Annotated in this window: 21 protein-coding genes; 13 read left to right on the forward strand and 8 right to left on the reverse strand. The window is 50.1% G+C overall.

Annotated features, from left to right (window positions below; genetic code table 11):
* Positions 1-162 precede the first annotated feature (162 nt).
* From polA to ASG34_RS04540, 5 genes are all read left to right on the forward strand, one after another.
* Positions 163-2922 carry a DNA polymerase I gene (gene polA / locus ASG34_RS04520; protein WP_055826987.1) on the forward strand — a complete coding sequence of 920 codons (2760 nt, stop codon included), beginning with the start codon at positions 163-165 and terminating at the stop codon, positions 2920-2922.
* A gap of 56 nt (positions 2923-2978) precedes the next feature.
* Positions 2979-3197: a hypothetical protein gene (locus ASG34_RS04525; protein WP_055826990.1), complete on the forward strand. Its 219-nt coding sequence runs from the start codon at positions 2979-2981 to the stop codon at positions 3195-3197.
* Between the two features lie 190 nt (positions 3198-3387).
* Positions 3388-3627 (forward strand): GlsB/YeaQ/YmgE family stress response membrane protein, encoded by a 240-nt coding sequence (locus ASG34_RS04530; RefSeq protein WP_055826995.1) that lies wholly within the window; start codon positions 3388-3390, stop codon positions 3625-3627.
* Between the two features lie 166 nt (positions 3628-3793).
* The gene (locus ASG34_RS04535) at positions 3794-4534 is read left to right on the forward strand and encodes a competence/damage-inducible protein A (protein ID WP_082504793.1); all 741 of its coding nucleotides are present in this window, start codon (positions 3794-3796) and stop codon (positions 4532-4534) included.
* A 4-nt stretch (positions 4535-4538) separates the two neighbouring features.
* Positions 4539-4814: a zinc/iron-chelating domain-containing protein gene (locus tag ASG34_RS04540; RefSeq protein WP_055827410.1), complete on the forward strand. Its 276-nt coding sequence runs from the start codon at positions 4539-4541 to the stop codon at positions 4812-4814.
* Here the strand turns inward: ASG34_RS04540 and lgt are convergent.
* From lgt to ASG34_RS04565, 5 genes are all read right to left on the reverse strand, one after another.
* On the reverse strand, positions 4811-5602 hold the full coding sequence (gene lgt / locus ASG34_RS04545) for a prolipoprotein diacylglyceryl transferase (RefSeq protein ID WP_055827001.1): 792 nt from the start codon (positions 5600-5602) through the stop codon (positions 4811-4813). The genes ASG34_RS04540 and lgt overlap by 4 nt on opposite strands.
* A gap of 50 nt (positions 5603-5652) precedes the next feature.
* A complete protein-coding gene (locus tag ASG34_RS04550; RefSeq protein WP_055827005.1) occupies positions 5653-6951 on the reverse strand; it encodes an MFS transporter in 1299 nt (432 codons plus the stop codon).
* 103 nt (positions 6952-7054) lie between these two features.
* Entirely contained in the window at positions 7055-8506 is a 1452-nt protein-coding gene (locus ASG34_RS04555) for an efflux transporter outer membrane subunit (protein ID WP_055827413.1), read from the reverse strand.
* 8 nt (positions 8507-8514) lie between these two features.
* Complete coding sequence (locus tag ASG34_RS04560) at positions 8515-11649, reverse strand: efflux RND transporter permease subunit (protein ID WP_055827008.1); 3135 nt, start codon at positions 11647-11649, stop codon at positions 8515-8517.
* A gap of 93 nt (positions 11650-11742) precedes the next feature.
* A complete protein-coding gene (locus tag ASG34_RS04565) occupies positions 11743-12930 on the reverse strand; it encodes an efflux RND transporter periplasmic adaptor subunit (RefSeq protein ID WP_055827011.1) in 1188 nt (395 codons plus the stop codon).
* 187 nt (positions 12931-13117) lie between these two features.
* On the opposite strand from ASG34_RS04565, the gene ASG34_RS04570 reads away from it, so the two are divergent.
* From ASG34_RS04570 to ASG34_RS04605, 8 genes are all read left to right on the forward strand, one after another.
* Positions 13118-13744, forward strand: a complete 627-nt coding sequence (locus tag ASG34_RS04570) for a TetR family transcriptional regulator (RefSeq protein WP_055827013.1) — start codon at positions 13118-13120, stop codon at positions 13742-13744.
* A gap of 89 nt (positions 13745-13833) precedes the next feature.
* Complete coding sequence (dusB, locus tag ASG34_RS04575; RefSeq protein ID WP_055827016.1) at positions 13834-14865, forward strand: tRNA dihydrouridine synthase DusB; 1032 nt, start codon at positions 13834-13836, stop codon at positions 14863-14865.
* Positions 14865-15101, forward strand: coding sequence for a helix-turn-helix domain-containing protein (locus ASG34_RS04580; protein ID WP_055827018.1), 237 nt, complete (start codon positions 14865-14867; stop codon positions 15099-15101). The genes dusB and ASG34_RS04580 overlap by 1 nt, the downstream gene beginning before the upstream one ends.
* Positions 15102-15172: 71 nt before the next feature.
* Positions 15173-16777 carry a bifunctional phosphoribosylaminoimidazolecarboxamide formyltransferase/IMP cyclohydrolase gene (gene purH, locus ASG34_RS04585; RefSeq protein ID WP_055827021.1) on the forward strand — a complete coding sequence of 535 codons (1605 nt, stop codon included), beginning with the start codon at positions 15173-15175 and terminating at the stop codon, positions 16775-16777.
* Between the two features lie 117 nt (positions 16778-16894).
* A complete protein-coding gene (gene purD / locus ASG34_RS04590) occupies positions 16895-18166 on the forward strand; it encodes a phosphoribosylamine--glycine ligase (RefSeq protein ID WP_055827024.1) in 1272 nt (423 codons plus the stop codon).
* Positions 18167-18169: 3 nt separating this feature from the next.
* A complete protein-coding gene (gene hemF / locus ASG34_RS04595) occupies positions 18170-19084 on the forward strand; it encodes an oxygen-dependent coproporphyrinogen oxidase (RefSeq protein ID WP_055827027.1) in 915 nt (304 codons plus the stop codon).
* A 2-nt stretch (positions 19085-19086) separates the two neighbouring features.
* On the forward strand, positions 19087-20391 hold the full coding sequence (locus ASG34_RS04600; protein WP_055827030.1) for a M18 family aminopeptidase: 1305 nt from the start codon (positions 19087-19089) through the stop codon (positions 20389-20391).
* Positions 20392-20553: 162 nt separating this feature from the next.
* The gene (locus ASG34_RS04605; protein WP_055827032.1) at positions 20554-21951 is read left to right on the forward strand and encodes an amino acid permease; all 1398 of its coding nucleotides are present in this window, start codon (positions 20554-20556) and stop codon (positions 21949-21951) included.
* A 78-nt stretch (positions 21952-22029) separates the two neighbouring features.
* On the opposite strand, the gene ASG34_RS04610 is transcribed toward ASG34_RS04605, so the two are convergent.
* From ASG34_RS04610 to ilvD, 3 genes are all read right to left on the reverse strand, one after another.
* Positions 22030-22353 (reverse strand): c-type cytochrome, encoded by a 324-nt coding sequence (locus tag ASG34_RS04610; protein WP_055827416.1) that lies wholly within the window; start codon positions 22351-22353, stop codon positions 22030-22032.
* 206 nt (positions 22354-22559) lie between these two features.
* Positions 22560-23495, reverse strand: coding sequence for a D-hexose-6-phosphate mutarotase (locus ASG34_RS04615; RefSeq protein WP_055827035.1), 936 nt, complete (start codon positions 23493-23495; stop codon positions 22560-22562).
* Positions 23492-25351, reverse strand: coding sequence for a dihydroxy-acid dehydratase (ilvD, locus tag ASG34_RS04620; protein WP_055827038.1), 1860 nt, complete (start codon positions 25349-25351; stop codon positions 23492-23494). The genes ASG34_RS04615 and ilvD overlap by 4 nt, the downstream gene beginning before the upstream one ends.
* Positions 25352-25380: the final 29 nt, after the last annotated feature.

Raw genomic sequence — 25380 nt, forward strand, 5'->3', positions numbered from 1 at the left:
TACGCATAGATCGTTGTAACCGATATGGTGATAAAGCGAGATTGCCGGTACCGCGCAGAGGCCTGCTCCTTGAATCCTGAATCCTTTACTTGATACCTTTTAACAAGCTTTATTCAATCAACGACACTGCATGCAGATTGAACAAGACATGAGAATACAACAATGAAAACCCTGCTTTTGGTAGACGGCTCCAGTTATCTTTACCGTGCCTTTCACGCCATGCCCGATTTGCGCAATTCAGCTAACGAACCAGTAGGCGCCATCCAAGGCGTATTAAATATGCTGCGCCGCCTGCATAAAGATTACCCTTCTGAATATAGCGCCTGCGTGTTCGATGCCAAAGGCAAAACTTTCCGCGATGATTTGTATCCTGAATACAAAGCCAACCGGGTCAGCATGCCGGATGATTTGCGGGTGCAGATTGAGCCTTTATATGAAACCATACGCGCCATGGGCTGGCCGCTGATTATTGAAGATGGCGTAGAAGCGGATGACGTGATCGGCGCACTGGCAAAGCAGGCAGAAAAAGAAGGCATTAAAACTATTATCTCTACTGGCGATAAAGATATCACCCAACTGGTGAATGAGCACATTACCGTAGTAAACACCATGCGCGACGCCTTCCGCAAAACCGATGATGTGCTGGATGTAGCAGGTGTGGAAAACAAGTTTGGCATCCCGCCAAGCAAGATTATCGATTATCTGATTCTGGTGGGGGACACCTCGGATAACGTGCCTGGCGTTGAAAAAGTAGGCCCCAAAACCGCTGTGAAATGGCTGACAGAGTATGGCTCACTTGACAACATCGTCGCCAATGCTGACAACATCAAGGGCGTGGTCGGCGATAACCTGCGCAAAGCCCTGCCCTGGCTACCAACAGCGCGTGAATTAATTACTATCCGCTGTGACGTGGGCGTGTGCGAACATTTTGATGACCTGATTCAACAGGCACCTGATATAGAAAAACTTCATAGCCTGTTTGACCATTTTGAATTCCGCACCTGGAAGCGCGAGCTGGACAAATTAGCTGACGGTTCGACCTCCAGCACTGCTCCTGCCACATCGCCACCCCCTTCAGCACCAATTGCAGCAAAAAATGATTATGTTCCCGACACCCGCCGGAAATACCAGGCGGTTTTGACAGAGGCTGAGCTGGATAGCTGGATAGCGCGTTTACAACAGGCAGAGCTGGTATGTTTTGATACCGAAACCACATCGCTAGACCCGCTACAGGCAAAAATTGTCGGTGTGTCATTCAGTGTCACGCCCGGCGAAGCGGCCTATGTGCCACTAACGCATGATTACTTTGATGCGCCTGCCCAACTGCCGTTGAATATCACTTTGGATAAATTGAAGCCTATTCTGGAAAGTCCGGCGATTAAAAAAGTCGGGCAGAATCTTAAATACGACATGCATGTACTGGCCAATCACGACATACAGCTGCAAGGCGTTGCTCACGATACGCTGTTGCAATCCTATGTGTTCGAAAGCCATAAAGGCCATGGCATGGATGAACTGAGTGAACGTCATCTGGGCATCACACCTATCCCGTTTGAGGCGGTAGCCGGCAAAGGTGCCAAGCAAGTGAGCTTTAACCAGGTGACGGTTGAACAAGCCACCGAGTATTCAGCAGAAGATGCTGATATCACGCTGCAACTGCACCGTGCGCTTTACCCGCAAGTGGCAGAGTCCACAAAACTAGACTTTATCTATACAAAGATAGAAATGCCCAGCATGCTGGCCTTGCAACGCATGGAGCGCCACGGCGTATTGATCGACAGCCATATGCTGAACCGCCAAAGCAATGAAATCGGCCTGCGCCTGATGGAACTGGAAAAACAAGCTTACGAACTGGCAGGACAGCCATTCAACCTGGGCAGCCCCAAACAGTTACAGGAAATCCTGTTTGGAAAATTAGGCATCAAGCCCTTGAAAAAAACCCCTTCCGGCGTGCCTTCCACCGATGAGGATGTATTGCAGGAACTGGCGCTGGATTACCCCTTGCCTAAAGTGCTTCTGGAATACCGCGGCCTGGCAAAACTTAAGTCCACCTATACCGACAAATTGCCCAAAATGATCAATCCTCAAACCGGGCGCGTGCACACCAACTACAACCAGGCAGTGGCGATCACCGGCCGCCTGGCAAGTAGTGATCCTAATTTGCAGAACATTCCCGTACGCACTGCCGAAGGCCGCCGTATCCGTGAAGCGTTTATCGCATCACCCGGCAGCCATATCGTGTCGGCTGACTATTCGCAAATTGAGCTGCGTATCATGGCCCATCTTTCACGGGATGCCGGTATGTTGAGCGCCTTTGCCAACAACGAAGATATTCATCGTGCAACCGCAGCAGAAATTTTTGGCGTAGCCAAAGAAGCGGTGGATAACGAACAACGCCGTTATGCCAAAGTGATTAATTTCGGCCTGATTTATGGCATGAGCGCATTCGGCCTCGCGCAAAACCTCAATATCGAGCGTAGCGCGGCACAAAGCTATATTGAGCGCTACTTTGCCCGTTACCCGGGCGTGCGTCAGTACATGAGCGAAACACGTGAACTGGCCAGACAGCAAGGTTATGTTGAAACTATTTTTGGCCGCAGATTATGGGTACCTGAAATCAACAGTGCCAATGGTAACCGTCGTGCCGGCGCTGAACGCGCGGCGATTAACGCGCCTATGCAAGGCACGGCCGCTGACCTGATCAAACTGGCGATGATTGCGGTGGATAAATGGCTGTTCGAAGAAAAACTGCAAACCAAACTGATTATGCAGGTACACGATGAGCTGGTGCTGGAAGTACCGGATACCGAACTCGAGCTGGTCAAACAGCAATTACCGTTACTCATGCAAAGTGTCGCCACGCTGGATGTGCCACTGCTGGCAGAGGTTGGCATCGGTTGCAATTGGGAAAGTGCACATTAGGCATTATGCATATGTTAAGGTAATGCTTCATTTAACTAAAAATAGGGGCATATCACATGAAATCATCTCTTGTTATCGGCATTATCTTGATTGCGCTGGGCGCAGCAGGATTGTTTTACAAAGGTTTTAGCTATGAAAGCAAAGAGACTGTAGCGAAAATTGGTTCACTGGAAGCCAGCGCTGATGTCACTAAAGATGTAGAAATTCCACAAGTGCTGAGCATTATTCTGATTGTTGCCGGTGCCGCGATTGTAGTGGTGGGCATGAAAAAATAATCTGTTCAGTACATGTTCATAACAACAGCCGTTTTAGAACAAAGCACTAAAAGGTAATCTGGAAGAAGGTAAAAACGCTATCAGTCTTTTCTGACAGGTTTTTCCTACAAATTCTGACAGATTGCAAAGCCTACACAGATTACTATGGCATTTCTTGACAACGTTTGATAACAACAATTAGGGAGCGGTTATGATTTGGACTATCGTGGTTGGCATTATTGCAGGTTGGTTGGCTGGTTTGATCATGAAAGGTGACGGCTATGGTTTGATCTGGGATTTGATCCTGGGTATTGCCGGTGCAGTTGTGGGTAGCTGGCTATTTGGTTTATTGGGTTTGAGTGCTAGCGGCGGCTTGATTGGCAGTATTATCGTAGCTACTATCGGTGCGGTATTCCTGATCTTCCTATCACGTGCATTGCGAAAAGCCTAGCATTTAACTTTTAGCTTTAAACAAAAAATGGCGGTGACTGAAAAGTCATCGCCATTTTCTATTCTTTCACAATAGCCTGGATATTACCTATCACCATAATCATCAGTGATGTTCAAACACAGTCAACGGTATAATAATCACTTTCAAACTTACAACTTTGCCGATTATGCCGTCCTTTGGAATCTATATTATTGGCGATGAAATATTGTCAGGTAAGCGTCAGGACGCGCATCTAAGCAAGGTCATTGCACTACTTTCAGCACGCGGGTTGCCATTAAGCTGGGCTTACTTTATCGCGGATATTCCCGAGCAGATCACCAGTCATTTAAAAGCCAGCATGGCGCGCGGCGATATCGTATTCAGTTTTGGCGGCATAGGCGCTACGCCGGATGACCATACCCGGCAATGTGCCGCGGAAGCAGCCGGTGTGATGATTGAGCGGCATCCAGGTGCTGTTGCCAACATTGAGGCGCGTTATGGTGCAAGCGCTTATCCTAAACGGGTGTTAATGGCTGACTTCCCTCAAGGGTGCGAACTCATTCCCAACCCAATTAATCAAGTGGCCGGATTCAGCATCAACCAGCATTATTTTGTGCCGGGCTTTCCTGAAATGGCTCACCCGATGGTTGAGTGGGTGCTGGAGACTTACTACAGACATTTATTCCATACGCTGGATCATCTGGAACAGGCAATTGTTGTGACTGAGGCTGGTGAAAGTGATTTGATCGATTTGATGAATCATATGCTGGCGCAGTATCCCGCGCTCAAACTATTCAGCTTGCCTCGCACTAATCAACGCAGGACCACCGAAGTTGGCATGAAAGGTGAAAGCTTGCTAGTTAAACAGGCCATGCTTGACCTCAAGGCGGGTGTTTCCGCGCTGGGATACCCTTGGGTGGATGTTTAGCAAAATGAACTGCCGTCCGCAGTGTGGCGCATGTTGCATAGCACCTTCTATCCACAGCCCGATTCCTGGCATGCCGAATGGCAAACCAGCCGGCACCCCCTGCATTCAACTGGATGAAGATTTCCGCTGCAAATTATTTGGCAAGCCGGAACGCCCGGCTTTTTGTGCAGGGCTACAACCTGATGTTGAAATGTGTGGCGACGCGCAGCAAGCGCGTACCTATGCCATCAACTGGTTGAGTGCGCTTGAGCTGGCGACGCGGCCAGACTCAAAACATTAAGGCTTGCGATAAGCCCAGCGCAGCATGGCCAGGCCAACCAGAATCATGGGGATGCATAGCCACTGACCCATGCTTAATCCTAGTGACAACAAACCTAAGAAGCTATCCGGCTCACGCGTGAATTCTACAAGGAAGCGGAAGCAGCCATAGCTGAGCAAAAACACCGCTGATACCGCACCTATGGGACGTTTTTTGCCGGCAAACACCCACAGGATCAAGAACATCGCTACACCCTCAAGTGCAAACTCATAAAGTTGCGAAGGATGACGCGCAAGTGTATCCACTTGCGGGAACACCATACCCCAATCTGATTGTGTGGGTCTTCCCCAAAGCTCACCATTGATAAAGTTACCCAGGCGGCCAGCGCCTAAGCCAATAGGAACTAACGGAGCGACAAAATCCATCAGCTGCAACCAGATCACGCCACGCTTGCGCGCGAATAATGCCATAGCCACCATCACGCCGATAAAGCCGCCATGGAAAGACATGCCGCCTTGCCACAGGGCGAATATCTCAAGTGGGTGTTGCAGGAAATACAGTGGCTGATAAAACAGCACATAGCCTAAGCGGCCACCTAGCACGACACCCAGCGCGATATAAAACAACATATCGTCAGGATCTTTGTGCTGCCAGGGAGAATTAGGGTCAATCTTTTTCAGGCGTTTAACCTGGTATTGCCCCAGCCAAAGTCCACCAAAAAAGCCCACCAGGTACATGAGACCATACCAATGGATACCAAAACTGCCGATTTGCAACGCGATAGGGTTAAATCCGGGGTGGATGAACATACTCAAATAGGGCTGTGATTTAAAAAGTGCATTATACCTGCTGAATACGTTCAGTCATGCCGGGTAAATCGTATGGGTTTCATTTGCCATACAGCCAGTATGCTGATGGCTGCCATAACGGACATATAAAACCCTACCCACGGTAATCCACCCTGCTGTACTAAAAACTGGGCCACTGCTGGCGCAAATGAAGCACCAAGAATACCGCCCAGCTGGTAAGCCAAACCGGCGCCGCTGTAGCGAACGGCCACGGGAAATTGCTCGGGCAGGAATGCGCCCATAGGGGCGAATGTCACGCCCATTAAAAATAGTGCTAAAAAAAGAAACAACACGATCAATACCAGATTGCCACTTGCGAAAGTGGGCGCTAGCGTGAAGCCTAATCCTAGCGCCATCAACTGGCCACTCATCAATACCGGGCGCCTGCCGACACGATCGGCCCACCAAGCGGCAAGGGGTGTCGCCACTGCCATGCCAATCACTGCGATGCATAACATGCCAAGGAATACGGGGCGTGCAATATGCAATGCCTGCGTGCCATAGCTCAAACAAAAAACAGTGGCCGTGTAAAACAGGTGATAGCACACTCCCATTGCCAGAGCTGCCAGCACAATCGCCTTGCCGTGTTGCAAGATCAATGTTTTAAGTGGCCAGCGATGAATATGCTGTTCTGACTTGGCTTGTGCAAAGGCTGGTGTTTCTGCCAATTTGAATCTGACATAAAACCCTACCATCACCAGCGCTGCACTAATGATAAATGGCACCCGCCAACCCCAAACTACAAACTGGGCTTCTGTCAGGCCCAGACTTAAACCCAGAAACGTCAGTGTTGCCAGTAAAAATCCGATTGAAGGCCCTAACTGTGGAAACATGCCATACCAGCCACGCTTACCTTCCGGTGCATATTCCGTTGCCAGCAATGCAGCACCGGCCCATTCGCCGCCCAAGCCTAGCCCCTGGCCAAAACGCAACAAGCAAAGTAACACCGGCGCCCATACGCCCAATGTGTCGTAACCGGGTAATAAACCTATTAAAAAAGTGGAAGCGCCCATCACCAGCAACGACGCTGCCAGTGTAGATTTACGCCCGATTCTGTCGCCAAAATGCCCGAACAATAATGCGCCCAAGGGACGCGCGATAAATGCCAGGCCGAAAGTTAGCAAAGCATTTAAAGATTGTATGGCCGGAGCACTGGCAGGAAAAAACACTTCCCCGATCACTAGGGCTGCCGCCATCGCATAGATATAAAAATCATAAATCTCTATGGCCGTGCCAATAAAACTGGCAAAGGCAATGCGTGCCATTGATGGTGAGTTGACGGATGGTAAAGTGGTGGATGGCGAATGCATGGCGCCATCTTAAGTGGGCTACACGCTTTTGCAAAGCAGCAAACAAAAAACCGGGTAGCGATTTCCCGCTATCCCGGTTTTACAGGCAAACAAAAGTGATCAATTACTTTTTGTAATACTCTTCCTGCTTTACGCTTTCTGGTTTCCAGCCACCACCTAATGCCTTGAATAAATCAACTGTGGCAATCAACGTATTTTGACGACTTTGCACCATGGCTTGCGTGGCTTCATTATGGTTACGTTGTGCATCCAGCACTTCCAGATAACTGGTGTAACCAGCTTGATAACGGTTTTGCGCCACTGTCAGGATATTAGCTGTGGTTTTTTCCTTGGATTGTGCAAGCGCCTCCTGCTCACGATACTGGCTGGTGTTCGACAGCGCATCGCTTACTTCGGTAAATGCAGTCTGCAAGGTATTCTGGTAACTTGCCAAGGTTTGTTTTTGCTGCGCTGTGGCCTGCTCTTCACGGGCTTTCAGACGCCCGCCATTGAAGATAGGCAGATTGATATCCAGACCCAGTGACCAGACACGGGCCGGGGATTTCAGCAGGTTGTTCAGCGCAATACTTTCCGCGCCGTACGTACCCGTCAGCGAGATACTTGGGTAGAACGCTGCGCGTGCAACCCCAATATTCGCATTCGCGGCAATCATGGCTTGCTCCGCCTGGCGTACATCCGGACGGGCTTCCATCAATGCGGAAGGCAGGCCGGTTGGCGGCGTGAGTGGTTGTGGCATGGCCATCAAGTCACCTGCCGGAATCTTCAACCCTAGATCAGTGGTTAATAAGCCCAGTTGATGCTCGCTTAAAGCCCGCTGCCTTTTCAGTTCCAGTGCTTGCGTCCGCAACGTGGTCACCACCAGCTCTGCCTGATGGGCATCCAGAATGGTAGCCACACCACCTTCAACACGGCGGTTTGCCAGATCAAAACTGTCTTGCGCAGTTTTCAGGTTCTGCTCATTCACGCGTAACTGCGCGTCTATGCTGCGTATCATCAGGTAGTTATTGGTCACCAGGCTGGAAAGAGACCAGGTAACCGCCTCTTTTGCGTAGCGGGTTGCCAGTAATTGCGCGCGTGCAGCTTCATTGGCGCGGCGCAGCTTGCCCCAGAAATCCAGCTCATAACTACCGTTCAAACCTACTTTGTAGGTTTTACGCGGGTTCTCGCCAAACACCGGGAAAATACCCGATTCGGTCACCCGGTTACGTATCCCTGAACCTGTCGCAGTCACAGTAGGCAACAAGCTGGCGCCACTTTCACGCGCAAACGCATCGGCTTCTTCAATACGCGCAACAGCGGATTGCAGGTTATTGTTTTTTGCCAGTGCGGTATCCACCAACTGATTCAGCTTGCTGTCATTAAACAATGTCCACCATTGTTGCAAGGCCAGTTGCTGCTCCTGAGTCAATTGGCCAGCTTCACCGCTGGTATATTGCGCAGGCACTACTGGCTCTGGCCGTGAATAAAATGGTCCAATCACCTGGCAACCAGCCAGTGACATGGTGACCAACCCTAACAGCAGAGACTGTTGCAATGGTTTTAAACTCAATTTCATTGTCGGTTTCATACCGATTCCTCTTCTTCAATATGACCGTGGTGACGCACTTTTTTCTCATTGGTCAACCAGGTAAAGAACAACGGGATAAAGATGGTGGCAATAAAGGTCGCCAGCAACATACCGCCAAACACGCCGGTACCCATAGACTGACGCGCTGCCGCACCCGCACCGGTCGCGAACACCAGTGGCAGAATACCTAACATAAATGCCATGGAAGTCATCACAATCGGTCTGAAACGTAAACGGGCAGCTTCCAGTGCGGCTTCAGCCAACGGCATGCCTTCTTCCATTTTCTGCGAGGCGAATTCCACGATCAGGATCGCATTTTTTGCCGCCAGCCCGATCAGGGTAATCAAGCCGATCTGGAAGTAGATGTCGTTATTCATGCCGCGTGTCAGCACTGCAATCAGGGCACCTGTCATCGCAAACGGAATCGCCATGATCACAGCTAATGGCAAGGCCCAGGTTTCAAACTGTGCCGCCAGGATCAGGAACACCATAATGGTCGCAAAGCCGAACGCAACCAGCGCCGCAGAACCGGTACGGTTCTCCTGGTAAGCTTGGCCAGTCCAGGCAATCTGGTAACCATCCGGCAGGTTTTCCCTGGCAATTTTTTCTACCAGTTTAATCGCATCGCCCGAGCTCACGCCCGGAGCACCGCTACCGAATACTTTGGCAGACAGCAGACCGTTATAACGCTCAAGTTGTTCAGCACCGACGATATTGCTGACTTTAGCCAACGCAGACATAGGGACCATATTGCCGTTTGGGCTGTCTTCCGTTGGCTGGCTACGTACATACACCTTGCCCAAATCCTCAGGCTTCATGCGGTATTCAGCTTCAGCTTGCAACTGCACACGGTAAGTACGGCCACTACGGTTAAAGTCGTTAACATATAGCGAACCCATGGTGCTTTGCAAGGTAGCGTAAATATCCGCAATCTTCACATTTTGTGATAATGCCTTGGCTTCGTCCACCTCAATAAACAATTGAGGAACAGTCGGCCGGAAGAAACTGTTAATACCGGTCAATTGCGGATTAGCTCGCATCGCATCCATAAAGTTATTCATGACTTGCGAAAGCTTGATGGCATCAGTATCGCCATGGGCTTGTACATATACTTCAAAACCACCTGCAGAACCCAGGCCACGAATCGCTGGCGGGTTCACCGCAAAGCCCATGCCGTCCGGCTGGCTCATGCCTATGCCAATCAGCTTGCCTACCATCTGGTCAGCATTGGTAGTACGCGCATCCCAGTCTGTCATACGCACAAACATGGTTGCCGCATTGGTTTTATTCGCACCGGTCAGGAGCTCAAAACCGTTCACAGCAAACTCATGCGCAGTCGCAGGATCTTTGGCTACGGCAGCACGGATATTTTCCGTGGTCTGCGAAGTACGTTTTAAAGTCGCACCATCCGGCATCACCACGATACTGATCACATAACCCTGATCCTCAGGTGGCACAAAGCCGCCCGGTACTGCACGGAACAGGAATATCATGACGATCACCATCCCACCAAACACGATAGCACCGATTACCTTGTGATGCAGGGTCAGGTTCACTGTGCCGGTATACCAACTGGTTAAACGGCCAAAACCACGGTTAAACGTCCTGAAGAAACCGTTCTCATGATGGCTGTTTTTCAGGATCATGGCGCAAAGGGCTGGGGTCAGCGTCAACGCCACCACACCCGAAATCACCACAGAAATCGCCACTGTCACCGCAAACTGGCGATACAGCTCACCGGCGATACCACCCTGGAAAGCCACCGGCACGAACACCGCACACAGCACCAGCACAATCGCCACCACCGCAGCCTGCACCTGGGCAATCGACTTTATCGCTGCCTGCAACGGATTGAGGTTTTCCTCTTTCATCAACCGTTCGGTGTTTTCCAGCACCACAATCGCGTCATCCACCACAATACCGATCGCCAGAATCATGGCAAACATGGTGAGCAGATTGATGGAGAACCCGAACAGGTATAACCCGGCAAACGTACCGACAATCGAAATCGGCACCGCAATCATCGGGATCAACGTCGCGCGCCAGCTTTGCAGGAACAGGAATACCACCAGCACTACCAAAATAAGCGCTTCACCAAAAGTGTGGAACACCTCTTCAATGGTCGCTTTTACGAAGTCACTGGTATCGTAAGGAATGTTGTAATCCATGCCCTCAGGGAACTTGGCCTTCAACTCATTGACTTTGGCCTTGATCGCTTCGGCAGTTTCCAGCGCATTGGCGCCACTTTGCAAGAAGATGGGTAATGCCACACCAGGCTGACCGTTCAATGCAGAAGCCACGTTATAGGTTTGCGCACCTAACTCAATACGTGCGACATCTTTCAGGCGCAACACACCATTCGGGCCTTGCGCGCGGATAATAATGTTACCGAATTCTTCCGGCTCGATTAAACGCCCTTTGGCGGTCACTGTAAATGACAATTGCTGGCTGGAGATTGCTGGTTCAGCACCAATCTTACCCGCAGCATACTGTGCATTTTGTGCGTTAATCGCGGCTTGAATATCGCTGGTAGAAACGCCTAGCTGCGCCATGCGGTCAGGACGCAACCAGATACGCATTGAGTAATCCTGTCCACCAAAAATGGTCACGTCACCCACGCCTTTAATACGTTTGAACTCATCCAGCACATTCAGCGTGGCGTAGTTACTCAGGAACAAGCGGTCATGCTCTTTTTTACTGGAGATCAGCATCACCACAAGCAAAATGTCGTTAGACCGTTTTTGCACAACCACACCGGTACGACGCACATCTTCAGGCAGGCGAGGCAAGGCAATGTTCACGCGGTTGCTGACGTTGAAGGTTGCCTGGTCTACATCGGTACCGATATCAAATGTGGCAGTGATGGTCAAAGTACCGCTACTGTCTGAGCTTGAGTTGAAGTAAAGCAGGTTTTCTACGCCGCTCAGCTGCTCCTCTATCGGTGCCGCCACTGTTTTAGACAGTGTCTCGGCACTTGCGCCAGGATAGCTGGCGGTAATCAGCACGGTTGGCGGCGCAATTTGCGGGTATTGCGCAATCGGCAATTTAAACGCCGCTGCCAACCCTGCCAACACGATGATGATAGACAGCACGCTGGCAAAGATCGGGCGTGTGATAAAAAATCGGGTCATATCGTTTTTCCTGAAATCGACCTGAATACTTTGTACTCAGGTCGTAAATAACATGATATTTGGTACAAAAAACGTAAGTAAAAACTTAAATACTTAGTGTTTCTCTGGCGCTGCCAGTTTTTCCTGGCCTGGTGCAGGCGCAGCTTCTGGCGCATGCGGTGCCACTGGTGCACCTGGGCGCACTTTAATCAGGTTATCGATAATCACCTGATCGCCAGCCTTCAAGCCGCTCAATACACTCCAGCGCTCACCGAACCAGCCACCCACCGTAATTGGTCGCACTGCAGCGGCGGTTTTGCCTTCTTTATCTTTTTCAACCACAAACACAAACTTGCCTTGCTGACCGGTTAAAACAGCAGTCTGCGGAATCAGGAATACGCCATCACGTTTACCCGTGGTCAAACGTACACGCACAAACTGGCCTGGCAATAAAGTGCTGTCAGGGTTCTGGAATTCTGCACGCAATTGCTGCGTGCCAAGTGCCGGGTCAATCTGGCTGGCTGAGAAGTTAATTTTTCCTAATAGTGGATATTCAGTGTTGTCACCAAGGATCAAGCGCACATCTTGTACCTTACCCGGACGCAAATGCCCGCCCAGGCTCAGCAGATCAGATTCTGACAAACTGAAGCGTACCCAGATTGGCGACACTTGCACAATCGTGCTCAGCAAAGTGGTATTGGCACTTGCCAGCGCACCTTCAGAAAGTACAAAGCGACCAGCGATACCGTTTTCCGGTGCTTTCACATGGGTATAAGACAGATTCAGTTCAGCTTCACGCAGTTGCGCCTGGTACTGCATCATGGTGGCAGTAGCGACTGAATTATCTGAAGTGGCATTATCGAACTCACGCTGGCTGATGGATTTTGTCTCCAGCAAGCCTTTCAGGCGTTGCGCTTCACGCGCCGTTTGTTCAATCCTGGCTTTTTGCTGGGCAATCATGGCTTTGGCCTGGTCGACTTGTAACTGGAACGGCATCGGGTCGATCAGGAACATATCCTGGCCAGCCTTGACTGACTGACCTTCCTGGTACAGACGCTTCAATATAATGCCGCCCACGCGAGGACGCACCTCAATTTCCTTGGCACCTTCGGTTTGTGCCACTACTTCAGTCTGGATCGGAACCGTTTCTGTAGTCACCGATTGCACTGTCACCGGCATGGCTTGCATGGCGCCGGCGGCTGGTGCCTGTTGGTTGGAAGATTTTCCGCAAGCACTTAATACAACGCCCAAAGCCAGTAAAACAAACGCACGATGAGGTTGGATACTCTGTGAAATCAACATGTTATCCCTTAATAATTTTCAAAATAAACTTGATTACATACATTCTTGGATGTATATTATATACAAACACGAATGTATGTAAATGGCTTTTGTAAAAATTTTACTAAAAGTGAGCCGACCCCTAGTCGGTAAAATACAGCACATTTAAGAAACTTTAATGATTAAAGTGAAAGAGCGATAAAAAGTTATGGTACGTAAAACCAAGGAAGACGCCGCGATTACCCGTCAACGGATTATTGATGCTGCGCGCGAAACGTTTTTGCTTAAAGGCGTCAGCCGCACCAGCCTTGAGCATATTGCCTCCCATGCTGGTGTCACCCGTGGCGCTGTCTACTGGCACTTTCAAAACAAGGCAGAATTATTTTACGCCATGCGTGAAGCCGTCTATCTGCCCTTGATTGACCGCATGGACGACACCTTATTAGGGAATGCTGATGAACGCAATCCCGACCCACTTGGCCGTATTCGCAAACATCTTGAAAACACCGTTCAAATGCTTGAAGAAGACCAGACCATGCGCGAAACCTATGAAGTCATGATGGCCAAGTGCGAATATGTCGACGAATTCGCCGATGTTCTCAAGTCCATTCTAAGCAATTGTAGCGGCCTTATCCACAAAATGGAGCAAGCTTATGCCAAAGCCCAAGAGCTCGGCCAAGTCAGCACGCAACTGACGGCTGCTGAACTGGCTTTGGATACCCATCTATTTTTCTCAGGCTTACTACATATGTGGGTGAAAGATACCGAAGGCACTTTATTTCGCGATACAGCCATGAAACTGATAGAAACACATATCAAACTGCGTAAAAAATAAGCAAAATAGCCTTTAACAATTCCATCGCTTCCGATTTGCAGTTAAAATAGTCAGTCTTTTCACTGACTTATCAGAACCTACTGATTCTCATGCAAATCGGATCCCACATCTTAAAGAACAACCTGGTTGTCGCGCCTATGGCTGGCGTCACCGACCGGCCATTCCGCATGTTATGCAAAAAAATGGGCGCAGGATTGGCCGTGTCTGAAATGGTCACTTCCAATTCTTTACTGTACGGCAGTGAAAAAACCAAACGCCGCGCCAACCATGAAGGCGAAGTCAGCCCGATCTCGGTGCAGATTGCCGGTGCCGAACCAGCGATGATGGCAGAAGCTGCCAAACACAACGTCGATAATGGTGCTCAGATTATTGATATCAACATGGGCTGCCCGGCCAAGAAAATCTGTAACGTGATGGCGGGCTCTGCCCTGCTCAGAGACGAACCGCTGGTATCGCAAATACTCAAAGCGGTAGTCAATGCCGTCGATGTACCAGTGACGCTTAAAATCCGTACCGGCTGGGACAGGCAAAATAAAAACGCCATCATGATTGCCAGAATGGCAGAAGATATTGGCGTGCAGGCGCTGACAATTCATGGCCGCACCCGCAACGACCTCTACCATGGTGATGCGGAGTACGACACCATTGCCGCCGTCAAACATGCCATCAATATTCCATTGATCGCCAATGGCGATATCACCACGCCTGAAAAAGCCAAATTTGTTTTGGATTACACCAAAGCCGATGCCGTGATGATTGGCCGTGCTGCCCAAGGCCGCCCATGGATTTTCCGAGAGACAGAGCATTTCCTGAATACCGGTGAACATATGCTGCCGCCTACCGTGGATGAAATCCACAGCGTCATGCTAGAACACCTGAATGATTTATATGTTTTTTATGGTGAGTTAACCGGCATGCGGGTCGCCCGCAAGCATATCTCCTGGTACACCAAAGGCCTGGCAGGTTCCGCCGCTTTTCGCCATAACATGAATACCCTGCAAACCATTGATTTGCAACTTAACGCCATCAATGACTTTTTCGCTGAACTCAGAGCCAAAAATGACAGGCTGGTATATGCAGAAGACAACGAACAAGAAAGCGACCAGGAGCTGGCAGCATAATGCAAACCGATAGTAAATTAAGCCTCGCCGTACGCGAGTCACTCGATGAATATTTCACCCACCTTGATGGCCAACCGCCTCATGCCATTTACAACATGGTATTGGGCTGTGTCGAAAAACCCATGCTGGAATATGTGTTGAACAAGGTAGGCGGCAATCAAAGCAAAGCCGCTGATATGCTGGACATCAACCGCAACACCCTAAGAAAAAAAATGGCCGCCTACGGCCTTGAGTGAAAACTCCCTTCCCGGCTTAACTGTTAAGCCAACCAAATTTTATAATCAAGCAACCTCTCACATTAAATACCATGACAATTAAACGCGCGCTTATCAGTGTCTCCGATAAAACCGGTGTGCTCGAACTGGCACAATCACTGCACCAACTGGGTGTGGAACTACTTTCAACCGGCGGCACCGCCAAACTTTTCCGTGACAACCAGATTCCGGTCAAAGAGGTCAGCGACTTCACTGGCTTTCCGGAAATGCTGGATGGCCGTGTGAAAACGTTGCATCCGAAAGTGCATGGCGGTTTGCTTGGCCGTCGCGACTTGCCGGAACATGTGGCCGCCATGCAAGAATATGGCATCGAGAACATCGATCTGCTGGTGGTTAACCTGTATCCGTTTGAAGCAACAGTTGCCAAGCCCGACTGTACGCTGGAAGATGCGATTGAGAATATCGATATTGGCGGTCCGGCCATGGTGCGCTCAGCAGCCAAAAACTGGAACGACGTAGCAGTGCTGACTGATGCTGCACAATATGCGGAAGTCACTGCCGAACTCAAAGCTAACAACGGTTCAGTTTCAAAAGCGACTCGCTTTAAATTATCCGTCGCCGCTTTTAACCGTATTGCCCAATACGATGCTGCAATCAGCAACTATCTGTCTGCGATTGATTTTGCTGAAACAGAATCTGCCGGCAAACCAGTGTTAAGCCAGTTCCCAGGCCAGATGAATAGCAACTTCATCAAAGTGCAGGACTTGCGCTATGGTGAAAACAGCCATCAGCAAGCCGCGTTCTACCGAGACCTTTACCCTGCTCCTGGCAGCTTGGCCACCGCCCAGCAATTACAGGGCAAAGAATTAAGTTATAACAACATCGCTGATGCAGATGCTGCCTGGGAAGCCGTGAAATCATTCAGCACACCAGCCTGCGTGATTGTGAAACATGCTAACCCATGTGGCGTGGCACTAGGTGCCAATGCATTTGAAGCTTACGGCAAAGCGTTTAAAACTGATCCGACTTCAGCATTTGGCGGCATTATTGCTTTCAATACCGTATTGGATGGTGCAGCCGCTGAGGTGGTGAGCAAGCAGTTTGTTGAAGTACTGATTGCACCTGAATACACGCCGGAAGCACTGGCTATTTTCAGCGCCAAAGCCAATGTTCGAGTGCTGAAAATAGCATTGCCAAAAGGTGGTAACAACGCTTGGGAGCAAGGGCGTAATGCCGTAGATTCTAAGCGCGTAGGTTCAGGCATTCTGTTGCAGTCGGCAGATAACCATGAGCTGCAACTTCCGGATATTAAAGTCGTCACCAAGCTGCAACCAAGCCCTGAGCAATTGCAGGATCTGCTGTTCGCCTGGAATGTGGCGAAATACGTGAAATCCAATGCCATCGTGTTCTGCGGCAATGGCATGACCTTGGGCGTTGGCGCGGGCCAGATGAGCCGCGTAGATAGCACCAAAATTGCAGCAATCAAGGCGCAAAATGCCGGTTTAAGCCTGCAAAATTCGGTGGTCGCTTCAGATGCTTTCTTCCCGTTTAGAGATGGCGTAGACGTACTGGCTGATGCAGGTGCCAGCTGCGTGATTCACCCGGGTGGCAGCATGCGCGATGAAGAAGTGATTGCTGCAGCGGATGAACGTGGCCTGGCCATGGTCGTTACCGGCATTCGTCATTTTAGACATTAAATCAATTCGCCACAGAGGACACAGGCATCACTGAGAAAAGCAGAAAATGCTTTGCAAGATTGAAATTCTCAGTGTGCTCTTCGCCCTCCGTGGCCATAACTTTGTAGGTAGTGAATTATGAAAATTTTAGTGATTGGTTCTGGCGGCCGTGAGCATGCCCTGGCCTGGAAAGTATCACACAATAAAGAAGTCAGCCGCGTGTTTGTCGCGCCTGGCAATGCCGGTACAGCTACCAATCCAGCCATGACCAATGTGCCGATTACCAAGATTGATGAACTGGTGAAATTTGCGCAAGATGAACAGATTGCCCTGACCATTGTTGGCCCGGAAGCGCCACTGTCACAAGGCGTGGTCGATGCTTTCCGTGCCGCAAACCTGAAAATATTTGGCCCGACCAAAGCCGCTGCGCAACTGGAAAGCTCCAAGGACTTTGCCAAATCCTTTATGTATCGCCACAACATCCCGACCGCAAAATACCAAACCTTTAGCGATGTCACTAAAGCGCATGAATATATTGATGCTAACGGCGCACCTATCGTGATTAAAGCCGATGGGCTGGCTGCAGGCAAAGGCGTGGTGGTGGCGATGACACTGGAAGAAGCTCATGCTGCCGTAGATGCCATGCTGTCTGATAATAAACTGGGTGACGCCGGTGCCCGCGTCGTCATTGAAGAATTCCTGGAAGGCGAAGAAGCCAGCTTCATGGTGATGGTTGATGGTAAAAACATACTGCCACTGGCCACCAGCCAGGACCACAAACGCCTGCTGGATGCTGATCAAGGCCCGAATACAGGTGGCATGGGCGCTTATTCTCCTGCACCTGTAGTCACTCCTGAAGTCCATGCAAAGGCCATGCGCGAAATTATTATCCCAACCGTAGAAGGCATGGCGAAAGATGGTATTCCTTATACCGGCTTTTTATATGCAGGGCTGATGATTTCACCCAAAGGTGAAGTAAAAACACTGGAATTCAACTGCCGCATGGGCGATCCGGAAACGCAGCCGATTATGATGCGTTTAAAATCTGACTTGGTGGCATTGGCAGCGCATGCTGCAGAGGGTACGCTTGACCAGGCCAGCGCAGAATGGGATAGCCGTTTTGCGCTAGGTGTAGTGATGGCAAGTGCTAACTATCCGGAAACACCAAAACTGGGTGATGAAATCACCGGCTTGCCGGCCGATGTACAGGACGGGCACGTATTCCATGCCGGCACTACTTTAAAAGACAGCAAAGTGCTTACAAGCGGTGGCCGCGTATTGTGTGTCACCGCATTGGGTGCGTCGGTTAAATCAGCGCAGGAATCAGCCTACAAAATCCTTGAATCCATCAAATTTGAAGGCGCGCAACACCGTAAAGATATTGGCTACCGCGCCATTAAAGCCAACTAAACCATGACAGAACAGATCCAACCTCAAGCCGTTTACGCCTTCCTGCAAGGATTACAGGCACGTATTGTCGAAGCGGTTGAGTTGGTCGATGGCAAAAATTTTTTGCAGGATAGCTGGCAGCGGCCGGAAGGCGGCGGCGGTAATTCCTGCCTGCTGGAAAATGGCAATGTGTTTGAGCGTGCCGGTGTGGGTTTCTCCCATGTACTTGGCAACAAACTACCACCAGCGGCCAGTGTTGCCCATCCGGAAGCAGCGGGCAGGCCATGGGAAGCCATGGGTGTATCGCTGGTATTCCACCCGCATAACCCTTACATCCCGACCGTGCATATGAATGTGCGTTTTTTTGTTGCCAGAGCGCAACAGGAAGGCGAGCAGGATATCTGGTGGTTTGGTGGTGGCATGGACCTCACGCCTTATTACGGCGAAGAAGAAGACTGTATCCATTTTCACCGTGTGAACAAAGAAGCGCTGGCTCCATTCGGTGCTGATTATTACACCAGGTTCAAGCAAGCCTGCGATGAATACTTTTTCCTCAAGCATCGCAAAGAACCACGCGGTGTAGGTGGTGTATTCTTTGATGATTTCAGCGAGCTGGGCTTTGAGCAGAGTTTTGCCTTGCAACGCGCGATTGGCGACGCATTTTTACAGGCTTACCTGCCTATCGTTCAAAGACGAAAAAATCAGCCTTATGGTGAGCGAGAGCGTGATTTCCAGTCCTACCGCCGTGGCCGTTATGTTGAATTCAACCTGATTTTTGACCGTGGTACCATATTCGGTTTACAGTCCAATGGCCGCACTGAATCCATCCTGCTCTCTATGCCGCCTGTAGTGAAATGGCGCTACGACTGGAAGCCCGAAAACGGCAGTCCTGAAGCCAAACTTTATACCGATTTTTTGATTGAGAAAGACTGGGTTTAAGCATGCAAGTATCAATAGAAGCCAGACAACGCGCACAGGCTCTGCTGAATTTTATTGATGTCAGCCCAAGTCCTTGGCATGCAGTAACCCAGGTAGAACAGGTACTAGCTGCACAGGGTTTTACCCAGCTGAATGAAAGTGATGCCTGGCAGTTTACTCAAGGCGGCAAATATTATGTCGTGCGTGATGGCGGGTCTATTATTGCGTTTGTACTTGGCCAAGCAGCCATCGCAGAACATGGGTTCCGCATCGTGGGGGCGCACACTGACTCTCCTGGCCTGCGCTTAAAACCCAAAGCTGCCTATAGTACTGAAGGCATCGCACAGCTTGGCGTAGAAGTGTATGGCGGGCCCATTTTAGCTACGTTTACTGACCGCGACTTGGGCTTGGCTGGGCGAGTGATTGTTAAAACAGTGTCAGGCCTTAGCTCGCACCTGGTCAAACTGGACCAGCCCATTGCCCGCCTGCCCAACCTGGCGATCCATATGAACCGCGAGGTCAATGAAAAAGGCCTGGTGCTCAATAAGCAAACCGGCCTACCCTTGATTTTCGGCCATGCCGCCAACAGCGAAGCCGCCAAACAATTACTGTCTGACACTTTAGCGAGTAGCTTGCAAGTAAACGCTGCGGATATCTTGAGCTGGGATCTGGCGTTTTATGACACCCAACGCGGCAGTTTCTGGGGTATAGAGCAAGAATTTATCGCCAACAGCCAGCTGGATAACCTGGCTTCCTGCCATGCGGCAATGGAAGCAATGATTGGCACCGAAAAACCGCAGGCGACCAGTATTTGTGCATTATTTGACCATGAAGAGGTCGGCTCTGAAAGTGCAACCGGTGCAGGTGGCAGTTTTTTACTGGATGTGATGGAGCGAATCTGTCACTCGCACGACCTGAGCCACGAAGACAAGCTGCGTAGTTATTCACAAAGCTTTTTTATCAGTGCAGATATGGCACATGCCTTTCATCCTAGCCATGCAGGCAGTTATGAACCTTGCCATCATGTACAGGTAAACCAGGGGCCGGTGATTAAAACCAACGCCAACCAGCGTTACAGCACCAACGCGGCTACCGCTGCACGCTTTATCCAGCTGTGTGACAGGGCTGGCGTGCCTTACCAGCAATATGCGCACCGCACCGATTTGGGTTGTGGCAGCACCATTGGCCCCATCATGGCCGCACAACTCGGCATTGCCACGGTAGATGTCGGCAACCCGATGTGGGCTATGCACAGCATACGCGAGAGCGCCGGGGTGCTGGATCATGAATATATGATCGCGACATTAAAACAGCATTTCGCCAGCTAGCAATCCGTTAACTCATCATCCGCAAAACAGTTTTCAAGCGACGGCCAAGTGACATTCACAACCACTTCGGCTGCAGTCTTCGAATAATTCACCCTGCCTTTCTCATCAGCATTGACGCTGGTATAACGATTGCTTTACCCTTGTAGCACAAGGGGATCAGCAATGTTCAAACAACTATTACGTAAAAAACCAATTCAACCTCATGCGCATACCGGCCTCAGAAAATGTCTGACCGCATTTGACCTGGCATTACTCGGTATCGGCGGCGCCATAGGCACCGGCATTTTTGTGCTGACCGGCATCGCAGCAGCAACACAATCCGGCCCGGCGGTCGTTCTGTCTTTTATTATTGCAGGCGTGGCCGCAGGCTTTGCTGCACTGGCTTATGCTGAACTGTCTTCCTCAATTGGTGGCTCAGGCAGTGCCTATGGTTATAGTTATGTCGCCTTCGGTGAGTTTGCCGCCTGGATGATGGGCTGGATGCTATTACTGGAATATGGTGTCGGTGCAGCAGCCGTCGCCAATGGCTGGGCTGGCTATTTCGTCAACACCGCTACTAATCTCGGCTTCCATATACCTGAACACCTGACTAAAGCGCCCGTCCTTGGCGGCACGATCAATCTTCCTGCATTCGCAATTATCTGGATATTAACCTTGCTGTTAATGACAGGCGTAAAAGAAAGTGCGCGCGCCAACAACATCATGGTGATTATCAAGCTTTCCACCATCGCGACCTTTATTGTGCTCTCCGTGGGCCATATTAATACTGATAACTGGCAACCTTTTATGCCATATGGCTGGTTCGAAACGCTGGATAATGGCAAAAACATAGGCGTTTTTGCAGGTGCATCGCTGGTGTTTTTTGCCTATTTCGGGTTTGATGCCGTGTCTACTGCCGCAGAAGAATGTAAAAATCCGCAACGGGATTTGCCCATCGGCCTGATTGCTTCTCTATTGTTTTGCACCATTATCTATATCATAGTTTCGGGTACCCTCACCGGCGTTGTTCCTTATGCAGAATTAAATACCTCATCCCCGGTGGCTTATGCGCTGACCAAGCTGGGATATCACTGGTCTTCAACCTTAGTCGCCACTGGCGTCATTGCAGGATTAATTACGGTACTGCTGGTGCTGCTCTATGGCCTGACGCGGATTCTGTTTGCCATGAGCCGCGATGGACTGATTTCGCCGATCTTTTCAGAAGTGAATCCTGATCGCCAGACGCCGAGCAAAATTATCCTGATGTGCGGCTTTGTGGTCTCTATCGTGGCCGGATTTATTCCGTTGGGTGAACTGGCTGAAACCGTCAATATTGGCACATTAGCCAGTTTCATTATGGTGTGTATCGGGGTGATTCGTTTGCGTATGACCCACCCTGACTTGGCACGACCCTTTAAGAATCCTTTTAATCCTTTAATCCCGGTTGCCGGGGTGGTGGCGTGTGGTGCCTTAATGTCATTCCTGCCTGCGGAAACCTGGCATCGTTTTATCACCTGGGCGGTAGTAGGCGCTGTTTTCTACTTTGTTTACTCTATCCGTCATAGCAAACTGGCCCGCTAGATAAACAGTGAGGCAAAAGAAATTGGCGAAATAAAAAAGCCGACTGCAAAGTCGGCTTTTTTAACTACACAAGCAATCTTAAAGAGACAGAACCCATTGAACAATCGTCTTGATATCTTCGTCTTTAACCTGCGGGCTGTTGGCAGGCATAGGAATATTTCCCCAAACACCGCTACCGCCTTTTTTCACTTTTTCAATCAGCTTAGCTTCAGCTGTTTTGTCGCCTTTGTATTTTGCCGCAACATCTTTATATGCTGGACCCAATACTTTTGCATCGACACTGTGGCAAGCTAAACAGCCACTTTTTTGTGCCAATGCTTTTGCGGCAGCTGCATCCGCCGCTTGAACCTGACCAGCCATGAGTAAGATGGCTGCTGTGATTGCAGAAAATAAAACTTTCATGCGCACTCCTTGAATATCTTTAAAATAATAAATCCCCAATGCAATTTTCATGCATGTGGCATCTTACCTGACCATCAAAATTCCACAAGTATGAAGCTGTGGAAATTTTCAGGCTAATCAAATATTTTCAATTGGATTGGTATTTTGCCAACAGGGGTAAAACGCACGTGCCGTGAATGCGTTGACACGCGCGTTTACAAAGAGATTTACAGCGTTTCGATGGAGTATTCGGCGCTTAAAATATGTTTGCGGCCAGGATTGATGACGACCATATTATCCAAGGCATTGGTGGTTTCTACACAAATGGTTTTGCGCCATTCATCACCCACACCCATATCGCCCATGGAGCCAGCTTTTTCTGCACCCGGATTCCATACGACAGTGGCATCACTGCCGGATTTTGCGATATGTACAATGCGGTTGAAGCCACTGTCATGGATCGCGCAATCAGAACTGTGATGCACATACACGCGATCATACTCACTACCATCAAAGGCTAATGCATTGTGCTCAACGTTACGTTCGTAATCCAGCAGCTTGTCCAGATAGACGCAATCCTGCATGCCGGTGATTTTGATATTTGATATATCGCTGACATTGAAATAGGTATGGAAAGCTTCACTGATGACAAATGGATGCTTAGCCAGATTGGTAGTCGCCAAATCAATACGCAAGCGGCGGCCAATTGTGATCGTCAGTGTCAATTCATACGGATAAGATAATTGGCGCTGCGCTTCTGGCGTTTGCTGCATTTCAAGGATGATGCGTGTGGCGCCGGTTGGCGTCGCATCAATATCCATCACGCGCCATGGAATCACGCGCGCAAAGCCATGCGGGCACAAGGTGCTGTCAGTCGGATGGGCACCAAACCATGGCCAGCAAATCGGGGTGCCACCACGGATAGAACGGCCTTTCACATAACGCGCATTACTTGAAAGCCACAACACCGGGTCAGCTAAAAACTTAGGTTGCCACTGCATGACATGGGCGCCCTGCAAGGCAATTTTGCCTGTCGCTAACGGGTTATCAATTTCAAGGTATTGCAAACCATTTTCGTCTTGCAGCTGGTTGACGTGCGCATGCAGTTTCAAGCGCTTTGTCATATCGGGTTGACCATGCTCCAATGTTGCGTGTGCGGTCATCTACTACCCCTTTCAATTTGTGACACATCTCTTACGGCACCTTTAGCGGCGCTGGTACTCATCGCGGCATATGCACGCAATGCAGGCGACACCACTCGCTCGCGGCTGACTGGTTTCCAAGCTTGATGCCCTTTGGCTTCCATCGTGGCACGGCGGTGCGCCATGTCTTCATCACTGATGACCAAATGGATGGTGCGATTAGGGATGTCGATCTCAATGGTATCTCCTTCCTCCACCAGACCAATTGCGCCACCTTCAGCGGCTTCTGGCGAAGCATGGCCAATACTTAAACCTGAGGTACCGCCTGAAAAACGGCCATCGGTGAGCAAGGCACATGCTTTACCCAAGCCTTTGGATTTAAGGTAAGACGTCGGGTATAACATCTCCTGCATGCCCGGTCCGCCACGCGGTCCTTCATAACGAATCACAACCACATCACCAGCCACTACCTGGTCAGCCAGAATGCTTTCAACCGCATCGTCCTGACTTTCATACACGCGCGCACGGCCGGTAAATTTCAGGATACTGTCATCGACACCGGCGGTTTTCACAATGCAACCATCCAGAGCGATATTGCCATACAGCACGGCCAAACCACCATCTTGCGAATAAGCGTGTTCCTTACTGCGGATACAGCCGTTTTCACGGTCATCATCCAGATCTGGCCACAACATGCTTTGACTGAAGGCAATGGTGGTCGATATACCGCCAGGGGCTGCGCGGTAAAACTTTTTCACCTCTTCATCTTGCGTGGTGACAATATCCCATTTGGCTAACGCTTCACCCATGCTTGCACTATGAACGGTTGGTACATCCGTATGGATGACACCGGCACGATTAAGTTCGCCTAGAATGCCCATCACGCCACCGGCTCTATGCACATCTTCCATATGATATTTACTGGTCGCCGGTGCCACTTTAGACACACAAGGTACCTGACGCGAAATGCGGTCGATATCACGCATGGTGAAATCAATCCCTGCCTCGTGCGCTGCTGCCAGCAGATGCAGCACGGTATTGGTAGAGCCACCCATCGCAACATCCAGGCTCATTGCATTCTCAAATGCCTGCATGTTGGCAATATTGCGCGGCAAGACTGAATAGTCATCCTGCTCGTAGTGCCGCTTGGCCAGATCCACAATCAGGCGACCTGCCTGCAAGAATAATTGCTTACGCGCGCCATGCGTTGCCAGCGTTGATCCATTACCAGGCAAACTCAACCCCAATGCTTCGGTCAGGCAATTCATTGAGTTCGCAGTAAACATGCCGGAACAGGAACCACAAGTCGGGCAGGCAGAACGTTCAACTTCAGCCACCTCTTCATCACTAACGCGGCTATCTGCCGCTTCCACCATCGCATCGACCAGATCCAGTTTACGTACGTTACCTTGCCAGTTAACTTTGCCGGCTTCCATCGGGCCGCCGGAGACAAATACCACCGGAATATTCAGGCGCAATGCCGCCATCAACATGCCAGGCGTAATCTTGTCACAGTTTGAGATACACACCAGCGCATCTGCGCAGTGTGCATTTACCATATATTCGACACTATCTGCGATCAAATCACGACTAGGCAAACTGTAAAGCATGCCGCTGTGACCCATGGCAATACCGTCATCCACGGCAATGGTGTTGAACTCTTTGGCTACGCCCCCCGCTTTTTCAATTTCACGTGCGACCAACTGCCCTAAATCTTTAAGATGGACATGCCCGGGCACAAACTGGGTAAACGAGTTTGAGATAGCGATAATCGGCTTGGAGAAGTCTTCATCTTTCATGCCGGTGGCACGCCAAAGTGCGCGAGCACCAGCCATGTTCCGACCTTGCGTAGTCGTGTGTGAGCGGTATTTAGGCATTTGAAATCTGGAATAATCAGTAAAGTCTT

It is taken from the genome of Methylophilus sp. Leaf416 (genome assembly GCF_001424665.1).
Classification (GTDB): Bacteria; Pseudomonadota; Gammaproteobacteria; order Burkholderiales; family Methylophilaceae; genus Methylophilus.

Bases quoted from the DNA above. Each gene is read 5' to 3' on its own strand.
- ASG34_RS04540 (WP_055827410.1), top strand. From the start codon at position 4,539: ATGAACTGCCGTCCGCAGTGTGGCGCATGTTGCATAGCACCTTCTATC.
- ASG34_RS04610 (WP_055827416.1), bottom strand. From the start codon at position 22,353: ATGAAAGTTTTATTTTCTGCAATCACAGCAGCCATCTTACTCATGGCT.
- purD (WP_055827024.1), top strand. From the start codon at position 16,895: ATGAAAATTTTAGTGATTGGTTCTGGCGGCCGTGAGCATGCCCTGGCC.
- ASG34_RS04605 (WP_055827032.1), top strand. From the start codon at position 20,554: ATGTTCAAACAACTATTACGTAAAAAACCAATTCAACCTCATGCGCAT.
- hemF (WP_055827027.1), top strand. From the start codon at position 18,170: ATGACAGAACAGATCCAACCTCAAGCCGTTTACGCCTTCCTGCAAGGA.
- ilvD (WP_055827038.1), bottom strand. From the start codon at position 25,351: ATGCCTAAATACCGCTCACACACGACTACGCAAGGTCGGAACATGGCT.
- ASG34_RS04555 (WP_055827413.1), bottom strand. From the start codon at position 8,506: ATGAAATTGAGTTTAAAACCATTGCAACAGTCTCTGCTGTTAGGGTTG.
- dusB (WP_055827016.1), top strand. From the start codon at position 13,834: ATGCAAATCGGATCCCACATCTTAAAGAACAACCTGGTTGTCGCGCCT.
- lgt (WP_055827001.1), bottom strand. From the start codon at position 5,602: ATGTTCATCCACCCCGGATTTAACCCTATCGCGTTGCAAATCGGCAGT.
- ASG34_RS04550 (WP_055827005.1), bottom strand. From the start codon at position 6,951: ATGCATTCGCCATCCACCACTTTACCATCCGTCAACTCACCATCAATG.
- ASG34_RS04535 (WP_082504793.1), top strand. From the start codon at position 3,794: ATGCCGTCCTTTGGAATCTATATTATTGGCGATGAAATATTGTCAGGT.
- ASG34_RS04565 (WP_055827011.1), bottom strand. From the start codon at position 12,930: ATGTTGATTTCACAGAGTATCCAACCTCATCGTGCGTTTGTTTTACTG.
- purH (WP_055827021.1), top strand. From the start codon at position 15,173: ATGACAATTAAACGCGCGCTTATCAGTGTCTCCGATAAAACCGGTGTG.
- ASG34_RS04560 (WP_055827008.1), bottom strand. From the start codon at position 11,649: ATGACCCGATTTTTTATCACACGCCCGATCTTTGCCAGCGTGCTGTCT.
- ASG34_RS04530 (WP_055826995.1), top strand. From the start codon at position 3,388: ATGATTTGGACTATCGTGGTTGGCATTATTGCAGGTTGGTTGGCTGGT.
- ASG34_RS04570 (WP_055827013.1), top strand. From the start codon at position 13,118: ATGGTACGTAAAACCAAGGAAGACGCCGCGATTACCCGTCAACGGATT.
- ASG34_RS04580 (WP_055827018.1), top strand. From the start codon at position 14,865: ATGCAAACCGATAGTAAATTAAGCCTCGCCGTACGCGAGTCACTCGAT.
- polA (WP_055826987.1), top strand. From the start codon at position 163: ATGAAAACCCTGCTTTTGGTAGACGGCTCCAGTTATCTTTACCGTGCC.
- ASG34_RS04525 (WP_055826990.1), top strand. From the start codon at position 2,979: ATGAAATCATCTCTTGTTATCGGCATTATCTTGATTGCGCTGGGCGCA.
- ASG34_RS04600 (WP_055827030.1), top strand. From the start codon at position 19,087: ATGCAAGTATCAATAGAAGCCAGACAACGCGCACAGGCTCTGCTGAAT.
- ASG34_RS04615 (WP_055827035.1), bottom strand. From the start codon at position 23,495: ATGACCGCACACGCAACATTGGAGCATGGTCAACCCGATATGACAAAG.